9 protein-coding genes are annotated in these 19,216 nt (G+C 35.2%); all 9 read left to right on the top strand.

Annotated elements, in window-relative coordinates; all coding sequences use genetic code 11:
• Window positions 1-5 precede the first annotated feature (5 nt).
• Complete coding sequence (locus tag DFQ02_RS10790) at window positions 6-1,664, top strand: RagB/SusD family nutrient uptake outer membrane protein (RefSeq protein ID WP_116524448.1); 1,659 nt, start codon at window positions 6-8, stop codon at window positions 1,662-1,664.
• A 113-nt stretch (window positions 1,665-1,777) separates the two neighbouring features.
• Window positions 1,778-3,856 (top strand): GH92 family glycosyl hydrolase, encoded by a 2,079-nt coding sequence (locus tag DFQ02_RS10785; protein ID WP_181896404.1) that lies wholly within the window; start codon window positions 1,778-1,780, stop codon window positions 3,854-3,856.
• Between the two features lie 2 nt (window positions 3,857-3,858).
• Window positions 3,859-5,487, top strand: a complete 1,629-nt coding sequence (locus DFQ02_RS10780) for a glycoside hydrolase family 28 protein (protein WP_245940252.1) — start codon at window positions 3,859-3,861, stop codon at window positions 5,485-5,487.
• A gap of 4 nt (window positions 5,488-5,491) precedes the next feature.
• Window positions 5,492-7,789: a GH92 family glycosyl hydrolase gene (locus DFQ02_RS10775; protein WP_116524446.1), complete on the top strand. Its 2,298-nt coding sequence runs from the start codon at window positions 5,492-5,494 to the stop codon at window positions 7,787-7,789.
• Between the two features lie 43 nt (window positions 7,790-7,832).
• Window positions 7,833-9,272 (top strand): glycoside hydrolase family 125 protein, encoded by a 1,440-nt coding sequence (locus DFQ02_RS10770; RefSeq protein WP_116524445.1) that lies wholly within the window; start codon window positions 7,833-7,835, stop codon window positions 9,270-9,272.
• 2 nt (window positions 9,273-9,274) lie between these two features.
• Entirely contained in the window at window positions 9,275-10,339 is a 1,065-nt protein-coding gene (locus DFQ02_RS10765; protein WP_116524444.1) for a phosphatidylinositol-specific phospholipase C1-like protein, read from the top strand.
• A complete protein-coding gene (locus tag DFQ02_RS10760; RefSeq protein ID WP_116524443.1) occupies window positions 10,332-13,283 on the top strand; it encodes a glycosyl hydrolase 115 family protein in 2,952 nt (983 codons plus the stop codon). The genes DFQ02_RS10765 and DFQ02_RS10760 overlap by 8 nt, the downstream gene beginning before the upstream one ends.
• 7 nt (window positions 13,284-13,290) lie before the next feature.
• Window positions 13,291-15,075 (top strand): metallophosphoesterase family protein, encoded by a 1,785-nt coding sequence (locus DFQ02_RS10755; RefSeq protein WP_116524442.1) that lies wholly within the window; start codon window positions 13,291-13,293, stop codon window positions 15,073-15,075.
• A 35-nt stretch (window positions 15,076-15,110) separates the two neighbouring features.
• Window positions 15,111-19,118 (top strand): hybrid sensor histidine kinase/response regulator transcription factor, encoded by a 4,008-nt coding sequence (locus tag DFQ02_RS10750; protein ID WP_116524441.1) that lies wholly within the window; start codon window positions 15,111-15,113, stop codon window positions 19,116-19,118.
• Window positions 19,119-19,216 lie beyond the last annotated feature (98 nt).

Raw genomic sequence — 19,216 nt, 5'->3', positions numbered from 1 at the left:
AGAAAATGAAATCAATTTTTAAAATACAAAACATAGTTTTATTGCTAGGCTTATTATTTTCTGCCTGTGATGGCTATATAGAAGAGGAGTTTTACGGAGGTTTAGTAGCCGAGAACTTCATAGATGAAGATAATGCAGACCAGTTAGTAGCAGGAATGTATATTAATTTACGTGCTGTATACAAGAATTACGGCATTATGTTCTCTGGTACAGATATGTTTACTTCACAGGATGATGTTAGGAGTAATACACCTATAAACGATTATTTTGGTCTAACGGCCAGTGATGGTAATTCAGGAAATTTTTGGGGTGCAAATTATGGTTTAACTTCAGATGCTAATACGGTTATTAATCGTTACGAGAACCAAATTAGCTGGAGTGATGCTAATTTACCTATCAGAGATAATGGCATTGCTCAAGCCAAAGCACTGAGGGCGCTTGGATTTTACAATTTAGTAAGACATTTTGGAGGTATTGTTTTAGAATTAAATGAAACAAATTCTATTCGAACAGATTATGTGAGATCATCTGAAGAAGAGGCGTTTACTCAAATTATAGCTGATTTAGAAGCTGCTATACCTAATCTAGGAGACAATCCACAAACAGGAAGAATATCTAAACGTGCTGCACAACACTTATTGGCAGATGTTTATTTAACTAGAGCTTATAAATCATTTGGTAGTGCTTCAGATTTTGCAACAGCAGCTAGTTTAGCTGAACAAGCAATAGGTACTTACGATATTAGAAGTCAAACATACAGCCAAGTATTCGATTACGGAAATCAAGTAAATCCTGAGGTTCTTTTTGCTGTACAATATGGTCCTGGTGGTAATTTTGATGATAGAAATAATTCAAAGCATGGAATTTTCATGAATCCAGTAAATGATTATGTTGGAATTGGAAGATCCAATCCTTATGGGGCGAACAACACCGGTTTAATGCCAACACCTCGTTTTTATGAGCTATTAGCTAATAACGATTCTAGGGATGAAGTAACTTTGCATAGAGTGTTATTTGCTGATGAGGAAGCTACATTCACATCTCCAGAAGGTTCTGATAATGTTGTTGTAGGTGATACCATTGCGTACTATCCTAAAGAACCTATAGATGCAGCGGAGTTAGCAGATAAATTGAATAGGTATTGGGTGTATCAACCAGATCAGTATTTATTTGGGTTACCAGATAATGTTCCAGGAGTTATATATCAATATTCCTCTAATGTACTTAGAACAAATTTCCCAATATTTAAAAAGTTCGATGATGTTGGAATTGATGCCGAAAATGGAGGCTCTAGAGATACGTTTGTGTTTAGAGTAGCAGAAACACATCTTATCGCTGCAGAAGCTCATTTGGGAGCTGGGAATACAAGTTCGGCTCTAAGTCATTTAAACAGAGTAAGAGAACGTGCAACGGGTGTAGTGAATCATTATACCTCGGTAAATATTGATACTATTTTAGATGAAAGAGCTATAGAACTTGCTGGAGAAGAAGATAGATGGGCTGTGCTAAAACGAACAGGAAAATTAGAGGAACGTTTAAATATGTACAACCCACATAATGTTGATCATGGCGCTTTTAGCTCAGGGACACATTTGGTAAGACCTATACCTGATTCCGAAGTGGCTTTGTCTGAAGGTTCTTTAATTCAAAATCCTAATTACTAAAGCGTATAGTAAGAGGATAGAAAGAAAAGTAGGAAAGTATTTTTTTCTATTTGAGTTAGTTTAGTTTTTTAAAGGCAGATATTTCCATGTCTGCCTTTATTTTTCACTGCTTTATGTTGAGGTATACCAGTCATATTATCATAATTTTTTGTGTTGTTTTAGGATGCCAAAAGCATGCTGATGTTTCTACTGTAGAATCAAAACAAAACGTAGACTACATCAACCCTTTCATCTGTACCGCAGATGACCACGGACAAACAGATGTATCGGCTTCGGTACCATTTGGTATGGTAAAACCTGGCCCAGATACCAATCCTATAGCACATTCTGGGTACGATTATACAGCTAAAGAAATTATTGGTTTTTCAAATACCAGATTTTCGGGAGTAGGCTGTAGAGGTGTAGGAGGTAATCTAAGAATTTTACCTTTTTTTATTTCAGAAGGCGATTCAATTCCAAATAGTGTTAGTTTTTCAAAAGAAAGTGAAAAGGCTCAAGCAGGATATTATTCTGTTCAACTAAATAATGAAGTACAAACGCAACTTACAGCAACGCGTCAAGTAGGTTTTCATCAGTATACATTCCCGAAATCTGAAAACGCTGGGTTTACTATCGATTTAGCCAGCGCTTATGTTAAGCATATTTCTGATGAACATCAGATAGAAAATGGAATTATAAGTGGAAAAATTACTAGTGTAAATGTTTGTAATAAAGGGAAGTACACATTTTACTATGCCATCTCTTTTAATCAACAGCCAATGGAAATAAAAAACGAGGCATCAAAGTTGATTATCAATTTTTCTACCATTGAAAAACAAGATGTATTATTAAGGTGTGCACTATCGGTTGTTGATAAAAGCAGTGCTATTCAAAACTTAAAAGCATCAGAAAACTTAAGTTTTTCAGAAGTAAAATCTCAAGCTTCAAAAGCATGGAACGATTTACTAAGTGTTGTAGATGTTGAAACCAACAACGATTCACTTAAAACCATGTTTTACACTCATCTTTACCATGCCACCCAGTCTCCTTTTATAATAAATGATGATAATGGTGAGTATAGAGGTAGTGATGGTAAACTTTATAAATCAAGTACACCATATTTTCATGGTTGGTCTATTTGGGACACCTTTAGAACAAAATTACCTTTATTGTCTTTGTTGTATCCGGAAAAATATCAAGACATGCTATTGTCTTTAAAAAGCCTATACAAACAAGATAAACCAGATTGGGCAACAGAAACAGAACCGTTTTTAACCATTAGAACAGAGCATAGTATGGTGATGTTACTTGATGCCTACAGAAAAGGTATGCTACCATTTGATTTAAATGAAGTTTATAACGAATTAAAGGAAGAAGCAAAACACCTGCCTTTTAAATCGCCGGACAATATTTTGGAATCTAGTTACGATTTATGGGCGCTCTCTGAAATTTCTGAAATATTAGGAAAAGAAGTAGATGCAGAATTTTACAGAGCACGCGCTTTTGAATACAAAACCCTCTGGAAAGATAAATTTTTAGTGATGGATGACAAATCTGATATTATGCACGGTGATGGGCTGTACGAAGGTACCCTGTGGCAATACCGATGGTTTGTGCCGTTTGATATACAAGGTATTCAAACCATGATGGGAGGAAAACAAGAATTTGAAAACCAATTAGATTATTTCTTCAGTAATGAGCTGTTTAACATTGGTAATCAACCAGATATTCAGGTGCCTTATTTGTATAATTACACCAATTCACCCTGGAAAACACAACAATTAGTAGATAAATTACTCAACAAAGTAACTAACAACTGGTACGGCACGCATGAGAAGTTTGAAACACCAATTGTAAAAAAAATATTCACGGCATCGCCAAATGGTTATATCAAGGAAATGGATGATGATGCTGGTACTATGTCTTCATGGTATGTTTGGTCTACAATGGGCTTGTATCCAATTTTTCCAGGAAGCACACAGTTAGCTTTAACAACGCCACAATTTGATAAAATAACCATAAAAACAATAAACAAACCGTTAGAAATTATTACCAACGGTAGAACAGCAAACAATATTTACATTCAAAGAGTAACGTGGAATGGAGAGGAGATTAATTCGAGTATTATAGACTTTAATTTGATTTCTAAAGGAGGCGTTTTACAATTTGAATTAACAGACATGCCCAACACTTTTTTGGGAAAACAAAATTGAAAATGACATACAAGACAACATATAACAGTTCTGTTTTATACGCGTTGATGCTGACCTTAATTTTTGCGTCATGCAACAAAACACCAAAAACAGATATAAATGTCTCTCAAATTGAAATAAATAAGGGCTATATAAAAAAGACCAATGATACAGAATATCTAGTTACAGATTACGGTGTAGTTGGTAATAGCACAACATTAAATACTAAAGCATTACAACAATTAATAGATAAGGTGCATGAAGAAAATGGGGGTACCTTAGTATTTCCTAAAGGGCAGTATCTTTCAGGAGGCTTGGTAATAAAATCTAACGTAAGTCTTTATTTAAAAGAAGATGCTGTATTGTTGGGAAGTACAAATCCCTATCATTATTCAGATGTGCCAATGCCTGAACGTCCGGAATCTCCCAAGCGTGATGACTATTCCAATATGGCATTTTTGGTAGCTTATAAGGCAAAAAATTTTAAGATATATGGTCAAGGAAAAATAGACGGTCAAGGAAGAGCATTGGCTTTAAATATTGACAGCTTACACCATTCAGGAGAGCGCAAAGACCCAAAATATAACTACAGGCGCATGCGCCCTAACGAGACGGCAAGACCTAAGTTGTTCAGATTTTCAATGTGTAAAAATGTAGATGTTTTAGACCTAAATCTTCAAAATGGAGCATGCTGGGGATTGTCTTTCGAATTATGTGAAAAATTAAAACTGGATAATTTAAAAATTATCAATAGAGCTTATTGGAATAACGACGGTATGGACATTACCGATTGTAAAAATGTACAAATCACAAATTGTGATGTAAATTCAGCAGATGACGGTATCTGCCTTAAATCATATTTCCCAGCGTATTACAACGATAGCATTTACATAGCAAATTGTAAAATAAGGAGTAGCGCCAGTGCCTTAAAATTTGGAACAGCTTCTTACGGCGGATTTAAAAATGTAACCATTGATAGTATAGAAATATACGATACATTCCGTTCAGCCATAGCTATAGAAAGTGTAGATGGCGGTGTTATTGAAAACATCAACGTTTCCAATATCAAAGCAAAAAATACAGGCAACGCCATTTTTATAAGATTAGGCCATAGAGGCGGAGATGCTCCGGGAGTAGTAAAAAATATTCATATTAAAGATATCAAAGTAGAGGTGCCTTTTGGCAGACCCGACATAGACTACGATTTACGAGGGCCTGAAGTAGACTTCTTTCATAACCCTTTTCCATCTTCCGTGGTTGGTATACCCGGATATAATATTAAAAACGTAACCATCGAAAATGTAGAAATTACATATCCAGGAAGAGCATCAAAAGGGATGGCTTATGTGCCATTAAACAGATTAGAACAAGTGCCCGAGAAAATAACAGATTATCCAGAATTTTCAATGTTTGGCGAGTTGCCAGCTTGGGGCTTTTATGTAAAATATGCAAACAACATTACCTATAAAAACGTAAATTTAAAGCTAGAACATCACGATTTTAGACCAGCTTTTGTGTTCTATGATGTTGATAATGTACATTTAGAAAACGTCACAGTTCCAGAAACAACTCATAAGCAATTCGTATTTAAGGGAAATGAGAATTTTACACATAGCGATACTATTAAAAAAGATATTCTAGTTATTCAATAAATACATGAAACATTATTTTACCATAGCAATAATCGTACTGAGCATTCTGCTTTCATGTAAAAATGAAGATAAAACAAATTTTGATACAACCAATAAAGCAATAGATTACGCAAGTTTGGTTTATCCGCAATTGGATACGGAGAATTCCAGATGGTTTTTCTTTTCATCAGCATGTCGCCCTTTTGGGATGGTAAATCTAAGTCCAGATAATGAAATTGACGGTGCTTGGGGCAGTGGTTATCGTTATAAAATCGATACTATCAAGGGTTTTAGTCATATACATGGTTGGCAAATATCAGGCGTGTCGGTTATGCCGGTAACGCTTTCTGAAGAGAATACTAAAACAGTTTTCAAAGATTTTTATTCAAAATTTAGTCATAATGATGAAACAGTAACACCCGGACATCATAGCTTAGCACTAAAACGTTATGGCATTAAAACAGAGCTTACCAGTACCACAAGAGTGGGTTTTCACAAATATACCTTTCCAGAAAACACCAAAAATGCGGTTTTGTTTAATTTGAATACCATACTTGGACCATCAGATAATGCCCAAGGCGAATTACGCCAAATTAGTGATACGGAATTTTCGGGTTCAGTAGTGGCAACACCAACCCACAGAAGGCCTCAAGAATTTAAGGTATTCTTTAGGGTAAGTCTCGATACTCCAGTAACTGAATTACAAAAAGATGAAGCAACAGGCAATTATCTGATGAATTTTTCTGATTTGGAAAAGCCCTTACTTATGAAGGTGGCTATCTCATATACTTCAAATGAAAATGCTAACTTGAATCTTAAAACAGAGTTACCTCATTGGGATTTTGAAGCAGTAGTTCAAGATTCCAAAGACCATTGGAATTCATTATTAAGTAGAATAAAGGTTGAAGGTAATACGGAAAAACAACAAAAACGTTTTTATACAGATTTATGGCATGCGCTTCAAGGCAGACGTATTATTAGTGATGTCAATGGAGCCTATCCTGATAACACTAGAGATGAATTTAAGATTGGGCAATTACCGTTGGATGCTTCAGGAAAACCAAAATTTAATCATTACAATTCTGATGCGCTTTGGGGAGCCCAATGGACATTAAATACACTCTGGGGCTTAGCATATCCAGATATTTATGAAGAATTTGCCATGTCTTTTCTTCAATATTATAAAGATGGAGGCTTGGTTCCCAGAGGGCCATCAGGTGGAAATTACACCTATGTGATGACAGGCGCCCCAGCCACACCGTTTTTTGTAAGCGCGATTCAAAAAGGTATTTTAAAGGAAAATCTAGACGACATTTATGATGCTTTGAAGAAAAACCATGTAGAAGGTGGTATCATGGAAAAAGCGGGTTATGAGCATAAAACCAATATTGGTGGCGGACTGGATTTCTATATGGAAAAAGGCTTTGTGCCACATCCTAATCCTAAAGGGAAGTTTGGCGGGCATCAAGATGGTGCTGGTTTAACCTTAGAGTATGCCTATCAAGACTGGGTACTAGCTCAATTGGCATTGAAGCTGAATAAGATGGAAGATTATGATTACTTCATAGAACGTTCAAAAAATTATGCAACGCTTTTAAATGAAGAAGGATGGATGCAAGCCAAAAATGTTGATGGGAAATGGCAAGCCAATTATAGCCCGTATACTTATGAAGAAGGTTTTATAGAATCCAATGGCGCACAATCTACTTGGTTTGTACCTCATGATTACGATGGACTTGCTGAACTCATGGGAGGTAAAGAAAAAGCTGTTGAAAAATTGAATACGCAATTTGAACAATCAGAACAATTAAACTTTACTTCTGGCACATCGCATGCTTCAGAATTACACCCAGAGTATCGTAAAATCCCCATAAATTATGGTAATCAACCCTCTATCCAAACTGCCTTTATTTTCAATAAACTAGGTAGACCAGATTTAGCCCACTATTGGTCAAGACGAGTGGCTTCCAAGGTTTTTGGTGGTCTAGCGCCATCTACAGGATATAATGGCGATGAAGACCAAGGCCTCATGGGAAGTTTAGCCGTATTAATGAAAATAGGGTTGTTTCAAGTCAATGGAGGTACAGAGGAAAATCCGGAGTATCAAATAGGAAGTCCAATTTTTGATAAAGTAACTATTCAACTACACCCAGAGTATTATTCAGGAAAGACTTTGGAGATTCAATCAGCAAACAACAGCAGTACTAATGTTTTCATAAAAGAGGCCTTTTTTAATAACGAGGATTTGCCTAAATTTAATGTGTCTCATAAATCCTTAACCAACGGCGGGGTGCTAAAACTTGAAATGACTGGAACAAGGTAGTCTGTCATGCAGATTGAGAAAGGTTTAGGTAAATATCATTGTTATGACCACACGACGAAAATTTATAAAGCAAACGATTATAGGTACAACGGGAGTTGCGACCCTAAGTTGTTCTGCATTTACGATGGCCTCAAGTACACCATCCTATACATCTAACAGACCACCATTAACAGATAGAACCTTTATAAGTCAAGCCGTTGAAAATACCATTAAAACGGTAAAAAGGGTCATAAAAAACCCAGAATTGTCGTGGCTTTTTGAAAACTGTTTTCCAAACACTTTAGATACCACGGTAGATTTTGAAGTCATAAATAACAAACCAGATACTTTTGTTATTACTGGTGATATTGATGCCATGTGGCTCAGGGATTCTACTGCTCAAGTATGGCCGTATTTACCTTTGGTAAATCATGATGAAGCACTAAAAAACCTTTTTAAAGGTTTAATCAACAGGCAAACCAAATGCATTTTGTTAGACCCTTATGCCAATGCGTTTTATAAAGACCTGACCAGAGAAACCAAATGGAAGGACGACCGCCCAACCCCAATACCGGGAGTGCATGAGCGTAAATGGGAAATAGATTCGTTATGCTACGCCATTCGTTTATCTTATGGATACTATAAGGAAACTGGAGACGCCTCTGTTTTAGATGCCGATTGGGATAAAGCCATGCGACTCGCGGTAAAGACGCTAAGAACTGAGCAACGCAAAAATGGAGAAACACCCTATTATTTTGAGCGTGTACGACGAAATAAAAATATCATTACGCCTTTTAGCGGAAAGGGCAGGCCGATAAAACCTGTCGGACTTATTTGTTCTGCGTTTAGACCTTCAGATGATGGCACGATGTACCCGTTTTTAATTCCCTCCAATTTATTTGCGGTGGAGTCTTTAGCCCAGTTGAGCGAGATTTATAATGATGTTTTTGGAGACAAAGCATTTTCAGAAGCCTGTCAATCCTTTTCAGATGAAGTGTTAAGCGCTGTAAACAAATATGCCATTTCCGAACACCTAAATTATGGTAAGGTCTATGCCTATGAGGTAGATGGTTTTGGTAACCAGGCATTTATAGACGATCCAAACATTCCATCTTTAATCGCCATGAAGTATTTAATGAGCGAGCAGTATTACGATTTAGAGGCGTATAAAAATACAAGAACTTATCTGTTAAGTGACGACAACCCTTATTATTTTAAAGGAAAAGCAGGTGAAGGACAAGGAGGTCCGCACGCTGGTTTAGACACCATTTGGCCTATGGGGATTATTTTACGGGCCATGACTAGCGATAGCGATTCTGAAATTGTGTGGTGTGTAAAACAACTCATGAACACACATGATGGGAAGGGGTTTATGCATGAAACCTTTCATAAAGATGATGCATCCAAATTTTCGCGTTCGTGGTTTGCATGGGTAAACACCCTTTTTGGCGAGTTAATTTTAAAATTATACAATGAAAAGCCAGAACTTTTAAAATCCATTTAAATATGAAGCAACTTGTTCTACTTGTTGTGCTTCTAAGTCTTGGATGTTCAAAAGAGCAACCCATAAAGCTAAATGATATTCAGGTAATTGGGAGTCACAATTCCTATAAAATTGCAATTGAACAACCACTTTTAAACTACATCGCTTTAAAAGATTCCAGTAAAGCGAAGTCATTGGAATATGAACATATTTCTATAGTAGCACAGTTAAATCTTGGCTTGCGAAATTTAGAGCTAGATGTGTTTTACGACCCCAAAGGCGGTCATTTTTCAAATCCAAAAGGCTTAGATATTGTCAAACAATCGGGAGAAACACCAATGCCTTATGACGAAGCAGAGCAATTAAAACAACCAGGGTTTAAACTATTTCATATCCAAGATATCGATTTTAGAAGTCATCATTTATTATTTAAAGAGGCATTAAAAGCGATGAAAAAATGGTCGGATAACAATCCTGCACACCTGCCCATCATAATTTTAATGAATACGAAAGACAAGGTAATACCAGACTTAACCAAGCCAATTCCCTTTTCAGAGAAAGCGTATCAAGAATTAGATGCTGAAATATTTTCAGTATTTGCAAAAGAGGATTTAATACGACCCGATGATGTAAGGGGAAACCATGGCACTTTAGAAGAAGCCGTTTTAAAACAAGGTTGGCCAAAATTAGAAGATTGTAAAGGGAAATTCCTGTTTGTTTTAGATGAAAAAGCTCATAAAAACAGCCTGTATATGAATGGCGATAATACGCTGAAAAACCGCGTGTTTTTTGTGAATAGTAAAGAAGGAAACCCAGAATCCGCATTTAGAATAGTGAACAACCCCATTACTGATTTTGAATATATCAAGCACTTGGTAGCACAAGGTTATATGGTACGCACTCGCGCCGATGCTGGAACAAAAGAAGCCCGAACGAACGATTATACCAAATTTGAAAAAGCAAAGGCTTCGGGGGCGCAAGTGATTTCAACAGATTATTATCAGCCTTCAAGGTTATTCAAATCTACTTTTGAAGTAAAATTTGAAGACGGTACTTACGAACGTATTAAAAACATCAAAAATGAATAAACGCTTTATAAAATTCATATTCTTAACTATTTGTTTTTCAATTTGGGGGCAAAATGGTATTCAATTTCCAATAGTTCAAAATGGAGAAGTAGCCTCTATCATCATAGATAAAAGGGATGACAAAGTCGTGAGTATTGCTTCAAATATTTTGGCGAGCGATATCAAAAAAGTTTCGGGGAAAACGGTTGTGAAACATCAAAAGCAAGCCCCTTATCAAATTATAGCTGGAACATTAGGGAACAGTAAAGTTATTAATCAGCTCATTAGAAAACACGCTATTGATGGCTCTCAAATTGAAGGGAAATGGGAAACCTACACGATTCAGGTTATTGAAAATCCTTCAAAAGGCATAAAAAAAGCATTAGTCATTATTGGTTCAGACCGACGAGGAACGGCTTACGGACTTTTAGAAATTTCCAGAAGGATTGGCGTTTCCCCATGGGAATGGTGGGCAGATGTTACTCCAGAAAAGCAAGAAAGTATTGTGCTTCATATTGAAAATAAAACCTATGGAACGCCATCAGTAAAATATCGAGGTCTATTTTTAAATGACGAAGATTGGGGCTTGCAACGGTGGTCGGCACTCAATTACGAACCAGAAACGGGAGATATTGGGCCAAAAACCTATGCCAAAGTATTTGAACTATTGTTGCGCCTACGAGCTAATACTATTTGGCCGGCAATGCACAAATGTACCAAGGCATTTTACCACTATCCACAAAATAAAATAGTAGCCGATAATTACGCTATTGTTATAGGGACATCGCATGCAGAACCTATGTTGTGTAACATTAATGCAGAATGGAATCATGATACTATGGGTGATTATCGATACGATACCAATTCAGAATCGATAAAATCTTTATTCAAAAAAAGAGCTAAAGAAACTGCAAATTTTGAAGGTATTTACACAGTTGGTATGCGTGGAGAACATGATTCTCCCATGATTGTTGGAGAAGATGATACCGATTCGCAAGTAAAACTTTTAGAACGGGTTATAACCGACCAACGCGAGATTTTAAAAGCTAATTCTAAAAAAGGTGTTACAAAACCACAGGCTTTTGTGCCCTATAAAGAGGTCTTGCATTACTACCAAAGTGGATTGGATTTACCTGAAGATGTAAGTTTGGTTTGGACCGACGACAACTACGGATATATTCGCCAATTAAGTAATGCTGAAGAGCAAAAAAGAAGCGGTGGAGCGGGTGTCTATTATCACACCTCCTACTGGGGTAGGCCACACGATTATTTATGGTTGAATTCTACAAACCCAGTTTTAATGTGGGAAGAAATGACTAAAGCATACGAGTTTGGGTCGCAAAATATTTGGATTTTAAATTGTGGAGACATCAAACCGCACGAATATAATATCGAGCTGTTTTTGGACATGGCTTGGGATATTGATGGCTTTAAAAATGATGATGACGTAAGAGCACATCATATATACTGGAGTACCAGAGAATTTGGAAAAAATAATGCAACTGCCATTACCAATTTGATGTACCAATACAATCTATTGGCGTTTCAAAGACGACCAGAATTTATGGCCTGGAGTAGTGTGGAGCCTGTAACCAAAGCGGCTAACACCGAGTTGACGCAATATCATTATGGCGATGAGGTTAGTAAGCGAATCAAAGCGCATCAAGATTTAATTACTCGTGTGAAGGCTATTCAAAAAAATATCCCCAGCCATAGGGCAGATGCCTTTTATCAACTCGTTTATTATCCAATTTCGGGTGCCTCAAACCTAAATTTTAAATGGTTGTACACTTATAAAAATGCTTTTGTGGCATCACAAGGGCGAGAGAGCGCTAAGGATTTTGCAACGAAATCTTTAGAGGCATACAAAACCATTCAAAAAGACACCGATTATTTTAATAACACCCTTCAAAATGGAAAATGGAAACATATCATGAGCATGTCGCCTAGGCATTTGCCCGTGTTTTCAGAACCAACAGCGTCCATCCCCTTAACCGAAAAATCAAATACCTTGGGGATAGCCATCGAGAGCTATCAAATGGAGGTAAATGATGAGATTATAAATTCTTATGCCGATGTTTTTCCTGTGTTTAATGCTTACACTGAGAATACATATTACATGGATGTGTTCTTAAAAGGACAGGGCGAATTGGAGTGGGAATTACAACCAAAAGCCGATTGGATTATACTTTCTAAAACCTCGGGAAAATTAGATAAAGACCAATTAGAAGAGCGTATTTGGGTTACCATAGATTGGGATAAAGTACCGCAGGGGGAAAATAAAAAGGAAGCTCCGTTAGGACACGATTACCAGCTAATACCGCCAAGTTACAAAGTGAATTCGGCTATAGATGTAGCAACCAAAAACAAAACTACAACGCTAGGTGTTTCGGTCTTCAATCCAAAGTTTAAAGATTTAGAAAATTATAAAGGTTTTGTTGAAGACAAAGGTTTTGTCTCAATAAATGCTGAAAATTATACTAGAAAAACAGACGGAAAGGAAGCCAAATGGACAACCTTTACAGGTTTAGGCTATACAGGAAATGTAAGTGTGGCACTTCCGCGAAGCGCAACTTCTGAAACCACTATTGAAGGCCTAAAGCAAAATAGTCCTATTTTAGAATATGATTTTTATACCTTTAATTTTGGGGAGGTAGATTTGTTTTTACAGGCTGTACCAACACATGCTTTTAATAATAACACGGGTGTACGTTGTGCAGTAGCTATAGATGATGCAGAACCTGTAATAGTTGATTTTCAAACCTTTGGACGAAGTGAAACTTGGAAGGAAAATGTATTAAAAAATGCATCGGTACAATCCGTTAAGCAAATTGTAAACAAAGCTGGAAAGCATAAACTGAAGATTTGGATGGTAGACCCTGGAGTGATGTTGGACCAAATTTTAATTAATTTAGGCGGTTGGAAAACATCGTATGCCTTTCCATCAGAAACTAAACTAAAATAGCAAAATATTGTACAGAAGTATCGTCATATTAATACTATTGGTATGTCTTTCTTGTAAAAAAGAAAGGGATGATACAAGCTATAAAATAGCCTTTATGGCCGATGTGCATTTTCAAGATATCTATGGTAGTTTTTCTGATAGTGATTACAAGGGTGTTTTAAACCCTGAAACGAATACCTATACACTAGCCCGAACGATGCAGTCTCAGTTACAATCTACACGGTTGTTTAATGAAAACTACTTCGCTTTTTTGTCGGCTTTAGACGATATAGTATCCAAAAATATTAAATACGTGGTATTGCCGGGAGATTTTAGTGATGATGGGCAAATGTTTAATATTAAAGGCTTAAAACATATACTAAAAAAGTATTCAGAAAAACATAATATCAAGTTTATTTTAACTACTGGTAATCACGACCCCGTGCGCCCATTTTACCAAGAAGCGGGGAAGTATGATTTTATAGGCGAGGGCGGAAAACAACAACCTATATTTAGTTCGAAAGAGATATACAGAGCAAAAGATTCCAACGCATTAGAACCTGTTTTCACAAAAGATATTGCAAAATTAGGCTACGAAGACATCTTAAATGAATTAAAAGATTTCGGTTTCTATCCAAAGCAAAATGATGTGTATTGGGAGACACCGTTTATAGATTATAATTACGAGAATTATCAATTTGATAAAGCTCTTAAACAAGCTGAATTATCTAATAGAAATTATAAAATCCCACCTTTTGGAAGCCAAATTCCTGATGTAAGTTATTTAGTGGAACCAACAGAAGGGCTATGGTTTTTAGCCATTGATGCTAATGTGTATGTGCCCAAAGACGCCAATAGTTACAGCAGTGCAAGTGTTGGCTATAATAATATATTATCACATAAGGCACATCTAATGGCATGGATAAAAAGTGTGACACAGCGTGCAAAAAAGCTGAATAAAAAATTAATAGTGTTTAGCCATTTTCCAACCGTAGAATTTAACGATGGTGCTTCTGAAAACATAAGGATGTTACTGGGAGATGATAAAATGCAATTGCATCGTGTACCAGAAGATGCCGTAGCCAAAGCATTTATTGAAGCGGGAGTGAAAGTACATTTTGGTGGACACATGCATATTAATGATACAGGTGTTACAACTTTTGAATCAGGTAGTTTAGTAAATGTGCAAATACCATCATTGGCGGCGTATATTCCTGCCTATAAAATTGCAACGGTCTCCGCAGATGAGGTTGAGATTGAGACCGTCGTTATAGACAATGTGCACAGATTTAAAGAATTCTTTCCGCTATACAAACAAGAGTATGCCTTTATGAAAAGTAAAATGGAGAATGTGTTATGGGATTCAACAATTTTAAATGCGAAAACCTACAAAGATTTAACGCAAAGTCATTTGAAAGGTCTAATTAATAATAGGTTTTTGGAAAAGGATTGGGACATTCCGTTTACCACGTTTTTACTGAGTTTAACCAAGAATAGTGTAGCAGAATTTGTTTCAATTAACGAAAACACTATGGAAGGATTTGAGGACTGGACAGGTTTTGAGATGTTATTCGATTTGTATCGTTTGCGCTCTGCAGATACATTGGCATTTCAAGATATAGGAGAAAAAAGGGTAGAAATCTATAAGAAAATTATTGAAGCCTACTTAATTCATTTTAAATCGATTAGTGCACCATCAGAAATCGAAAACGACTTCTTACAATTCTGTTTAATTTTTAAAAAGTTTTTAAACGGAGCACCATCTGATAATTTTATAATAAATTTAAACACCAATCAACTGATTTCTAAATAGACAATATTACTTTGAAAGAGTTCAAACTTCTATTAATGGCTTTATGGTTTTCTTGTTATTATGTACAAGGACAAGAGCTTGTTTTTGAGCATTATAATGAAATTAGTGGACTCTCTCAAAACTCTATAAGATCCATCATTCAAGATGATGAAGGCTTTTTGTGGCTAGGAACTTTTGGTGGAGTTAATAGATTTGATGGTTATAATTTTCGGCCGTTTCAAAGTAACATAAATAGGGAGGATTATTTGCATAGTAATGATATATTGCAAATAGTAAAAGATAAGAAAAATAACCTATGGATTGCTACTGATTTCGGATTGACTAAATACCATATTCCAACCCATACATTTAAAACGTACCATTCTAATGAAAATAATAAGTATTCTCTGCCCGATAATAAGGTAAGATCTGTTTTTATTGACAATACAGATCGATTATGGGTGGGTACCATGAGCAGTGGTATTTGTTATTTTGACGAAGAAGAGGAAAAATTTCATAGAGTAGATATTCAAAGTGTTGAAAATATTAGAGGTATTTATCAAACCCATGACAACAAATTATGGTTTACAACCTTTAATAATGGAGTTTATAGTTTGGAGTTTGACAACGCAGGTCGAATATTAAAATCCAATAATTTTGACTTAAGCCCTTCAAAAAGTAGTGCCAATATGCAATCAGACGCCTACTTTCTCTTTGAGGATAGACACTTTAATTTGTATGTAGGAACCAAAGATGGTTTATATGAATACAAAAATTTAGAAAATAATTTTAGTTTAATAAATTTTGAAGGTCAAGGAGATTATTTTAGATGCTATACTGTCTCTGATGATGGAGAACTTTGGTTTGGAACTTCAAATGGTATAATTACTTGTAGAAGCATAGAGGCATTAAAGAATGGAAAATACAAACGTCATATTTCAGATTTAACTAATACAAATTCTTTGGTTAACAATTATATATTATCACTTTTCTTTGATGCTTCTGGAATACTTTGGGTGGGTACCGAGAATGGGTTGGATAAATTAGACCCTTTTGAAAACCAATTTAAAACCATTAAGGCAAATTTTACATCAAACGGAAAAACCCCAATAATTAGTAGTCTCTCCAAAACCTATACGAACAAAATACTTTTAGGAACACATTCAGATGGGTTATATTTAATGGAATCCGACAGGTTTCGTAGAGTTCTAGAAGCTTACAAAAGAATAAGTAGTATCTATACAACAAATAATAAGTTATTTTATATAGGGTTATGGAATGGAAAAGTTTTAAAATATGATATGGTTTCTGGTGCCACCCGTAGTTTGGACGTAGGTTTTTCCAATTCACCAGTCATGTCTTTTTATCAAATAAACAATAGAACACTTTTAATAGGTTCTGTTGGGGAGGGGCTCGTAGAGTTTGATTTAGTAAATGAAAAAAGTACTAGAATTAATGAAGAATTGGATGCACTTTTAGATGTGAATAAGATTATTCCTTATCAAACTGATAAAGTCTGGTTAGCTACAGAAGAAGGAATTTTTAAATATAACTTTTTGACAAAAGAAACAAGACACTACAAGTCTTTGCAGGATAGAGTTAGTTTATCTAATAACAAAGTAAAAGATATCGTTATTGATGCTAATGGAAAAATTTGGGTAGGAACTAGAAATGGACTTAATTTTTATGACCCTATTAAAGATATTTTCTTACCCCAAGAAAATCCTCAAGAGTTAAAAAATAGTTGGATTACAGATATTGCAATTGATGTAAATGGTTGCCTTTGGCTAAATATGAATTCAAATAAAATTGGAAAATATTTGCCTGATAAAAGTGAATTTAGGGCTTTTCATGTCAATAATGGAGTAAGGTCAAATATAATTAATAAACGGGGTTTTCTTCAATATGATAACAATACAATTTTCATTGGAGGAGACAAAGATATCATACATTTTTCTCCATTAGGAATAGAAGAGAATAAATACTCACCAAAACCAATAATAACAACTTTTAAGATTAATAATGAAGAGGTGTTGCCTCAGGTCGAAGTTGATGGTCAAATTGTCATGGAAAAAGACCTGAATTATACAGAAAACATCGCACTAGGTTACAGGAATAGAAATTTCTCTATTGAGTTTTCAATGCCATCTTATGCTAATGAAAGATTAAATTCTTATCAATACAAACTAGAGGGTTTTGATGAAAAATGGAATTCTACAAACACTAATTCTCGTACTATTCAGTATACTAATTTATACCCAGATGATTACGTGCTTAAAATTAAGGCCGAGAACAATAATGGGTATTGGAGTGAGGTAACCAACCTAAAAATTACTATTCAATCACCTTTTTGGTTAACCTACCCCTTCTTTATTGCGGTAATGTTAGTTGTTATGGCCATTATTTATTTTTTAAGAAAGCAAATTAAATATAGACTCCAACTAAAACAAGAATTGTTGCTTGAGAAAGTAAAGCGTGAAAGAGATGAAAAACTGAATAACGAAAAACTAAGGTTTTTTACCAATATTTCGCACGAGTTGCGTACACCTTTAACCCTCATTTTGGGACCTGCAAAGCAATTACTCCATAAAGAAAATAAAATTGAGACAGACAAAAATAAGCTGGAATTGATATACCATAATGCAAACAGACTTTTGCGACTGGTAAACCAAATACTTGATTTTAGAAGGGCAGAGACAGGTGAATTAAAACTAAAAGTCACTGAAGTAGATGTGTTGCAAAGTACTAAACTCATTTTTAATTCATTTATAGAGTTAGCCAATACTAAGCATATCAATTTCAATTTTAATACAGAGGATGAAAGTATGGTTTGTTGGGTAGATTTTGATAAGCTCAATAAAATTCTATTCAATTTGTTATCCAATGCTATGAAGTTTACCAACAATTATGGCAACGTTGATCTATTTGTAGGTATAAAGGGAGTTAAAGATAAAAAACTAGTGATAGAAGTGAGTGACGATGGTATTGGCATTCCGCAGGAAAGTAAAGAAATGATTTTTACAAGATTCTATCAAGCCAAAAACAGTAAGGAAAATACAACGGGAACAGGCATTGGATTGTCACTGGTAAAGGCCTTGGTGGAAATACATAAAGGAACGATAGCTGTAGATAGTGAAACTGATACAGGCAGTGTATTTACTGTGGAATTACCAGCAAATAAGGAGGCTTATACACCGGATGAAATCCTAGAACAAAAACCTGATGATTTGCAGAAAAATCATGCTGAACTTATAAGTATGGAATCCGTTTTAATTCCAAATACAAAAGATGTTAAAAAGAGTTTAAACACAGATTTAAAGCATGAAATTCTGGTAGTTGAAGATAATCCTGAATTAAGAAACTACATTGTTGAAAATTTATCCGAGTCTTATAAAGTATATGAAGCAGAGAATGGTCAAGAAGGATTTGAAATCTGCAAAAGGGTAAAACCTGTTTTATGTGTTGTTGATGCTATGATGCCTGTTATGGATGGATTTGATTTTGTTGAAGCTGTTAAAAATGATGATAATATGAGTCATACGGCTATTATCATGCTCACAGCACTTGCCGAAAATGAAAATAGAATAAAGGCTTATAAAATAGGCGTAGATGGTTATTTGGTAAAACCTTTTGACCCAGCGTTACTCAAAACAAGAATTGAAAATGTAATTAAAATCCATTTTGATTTAAAACAAAGGTTTTCTGGAGATGCCGAAAGTGATGTCATGACACTAGCACATTCACAAATTGATATTGACCTTATATCCCAAATTAAGGAGATTATTGAAAACAACCTGAGTTCCCCTAATTTGTCACCCGCTTTTATTTCTAAAGAAATGGCCATGAGTTCTTCTAAGTTATACAGAAGAATAAAGCAGCTAACAGACTTATCGCCAAATGAATTTATAAGAACTATTCGGTTAAAGAAATCTGCACAATTATTAAAAACCAAAAATTATAATGTTTCTGAAGTGTCAGATTTAGTAGGTTTCAATGACCCATTGTACTTCAGTAGAGTGTTTAAGAAACAATTTGGCTATTCCCCTAGTAAAGTTTTCAAGTAAACAGGAACTTTTGTTTATTTAAAAACCTTATTCAAGCCTTTCAAAGACTATTTGAATAAATCCATGAATTTGATTGAATTGTCGTTACTCAAATAACA

This window comes from Seonamhaeicola aphaedonensis, assembly GCF_003386195.1.
Taxonomy (GTDB): Bacteria; Bacteroidota; Bacteroidia; order Flavobacteriales; family Flavobacteriaceae; genus Seonamhaeicola; species Seonamhaeicola aphaedonensis.
This window is presented reverse-complemented; position numbering and strand designations above follow the sequence as displayed.

Bases quoted from the DNA above. Each gene is read 5' to 3' on its own strand.
- DFQ02_RS10750 (WP_116524441.1), top strand. From the start codon at position 15,111: ATGGCTTTATGGTTTTCTTGTTATTATGTACAAGGACAAGAGCTTGTT.
- DFQ02_RS10780 (WP_245940252.1), top strand. From the start codon at position 3,859: ATGACATACAAGACAACATATAACAGTTCTGTTTTATACGCGTTGATG.
- DFQ02_RS10790 (WP_116524448.1), top strand. From the start codon at position 6: ATGAAATCAATTTTTAAAATACAAAACATAGTTTTATTGCTAGGCTTA.
- DFQ02_RS10770 (WP_116524445.1), top strand. From the start codon at position 7,833: ATGACCACACGACGAAAATTTATAAAGCAAACGATTATAGGTACAACG.
- DFQ02_RS10785 (WP_181896404.1), top strand. From the start codon at position 1,778: ATGTTGAGGTATACCAGTCATATTATCATAATTTTTTGTGTTGTTTTA.
- DFQ02_RS10775 (WP_116524446.1), top strand. From the start codon at position 5,492: ATGAAACATTATTTTACCATAGCAATAATCGTACTGAGCATTCTGCTT.
- DFQ02_RS10765 (WP_116524444.1), top strand. From the start codon at position 9,275: ATGAAGCAACTTGTTCTACTTGTTGTGCTTCTAAGTCTTGGATGTTCA.
- DFQ02_RS10760 (WP_116524443.1), top strand. From the start codon at position 10,332: ATGAATAAACGCTTTATAAAATTCATATTCTTAACTATTTGTTTTTCA.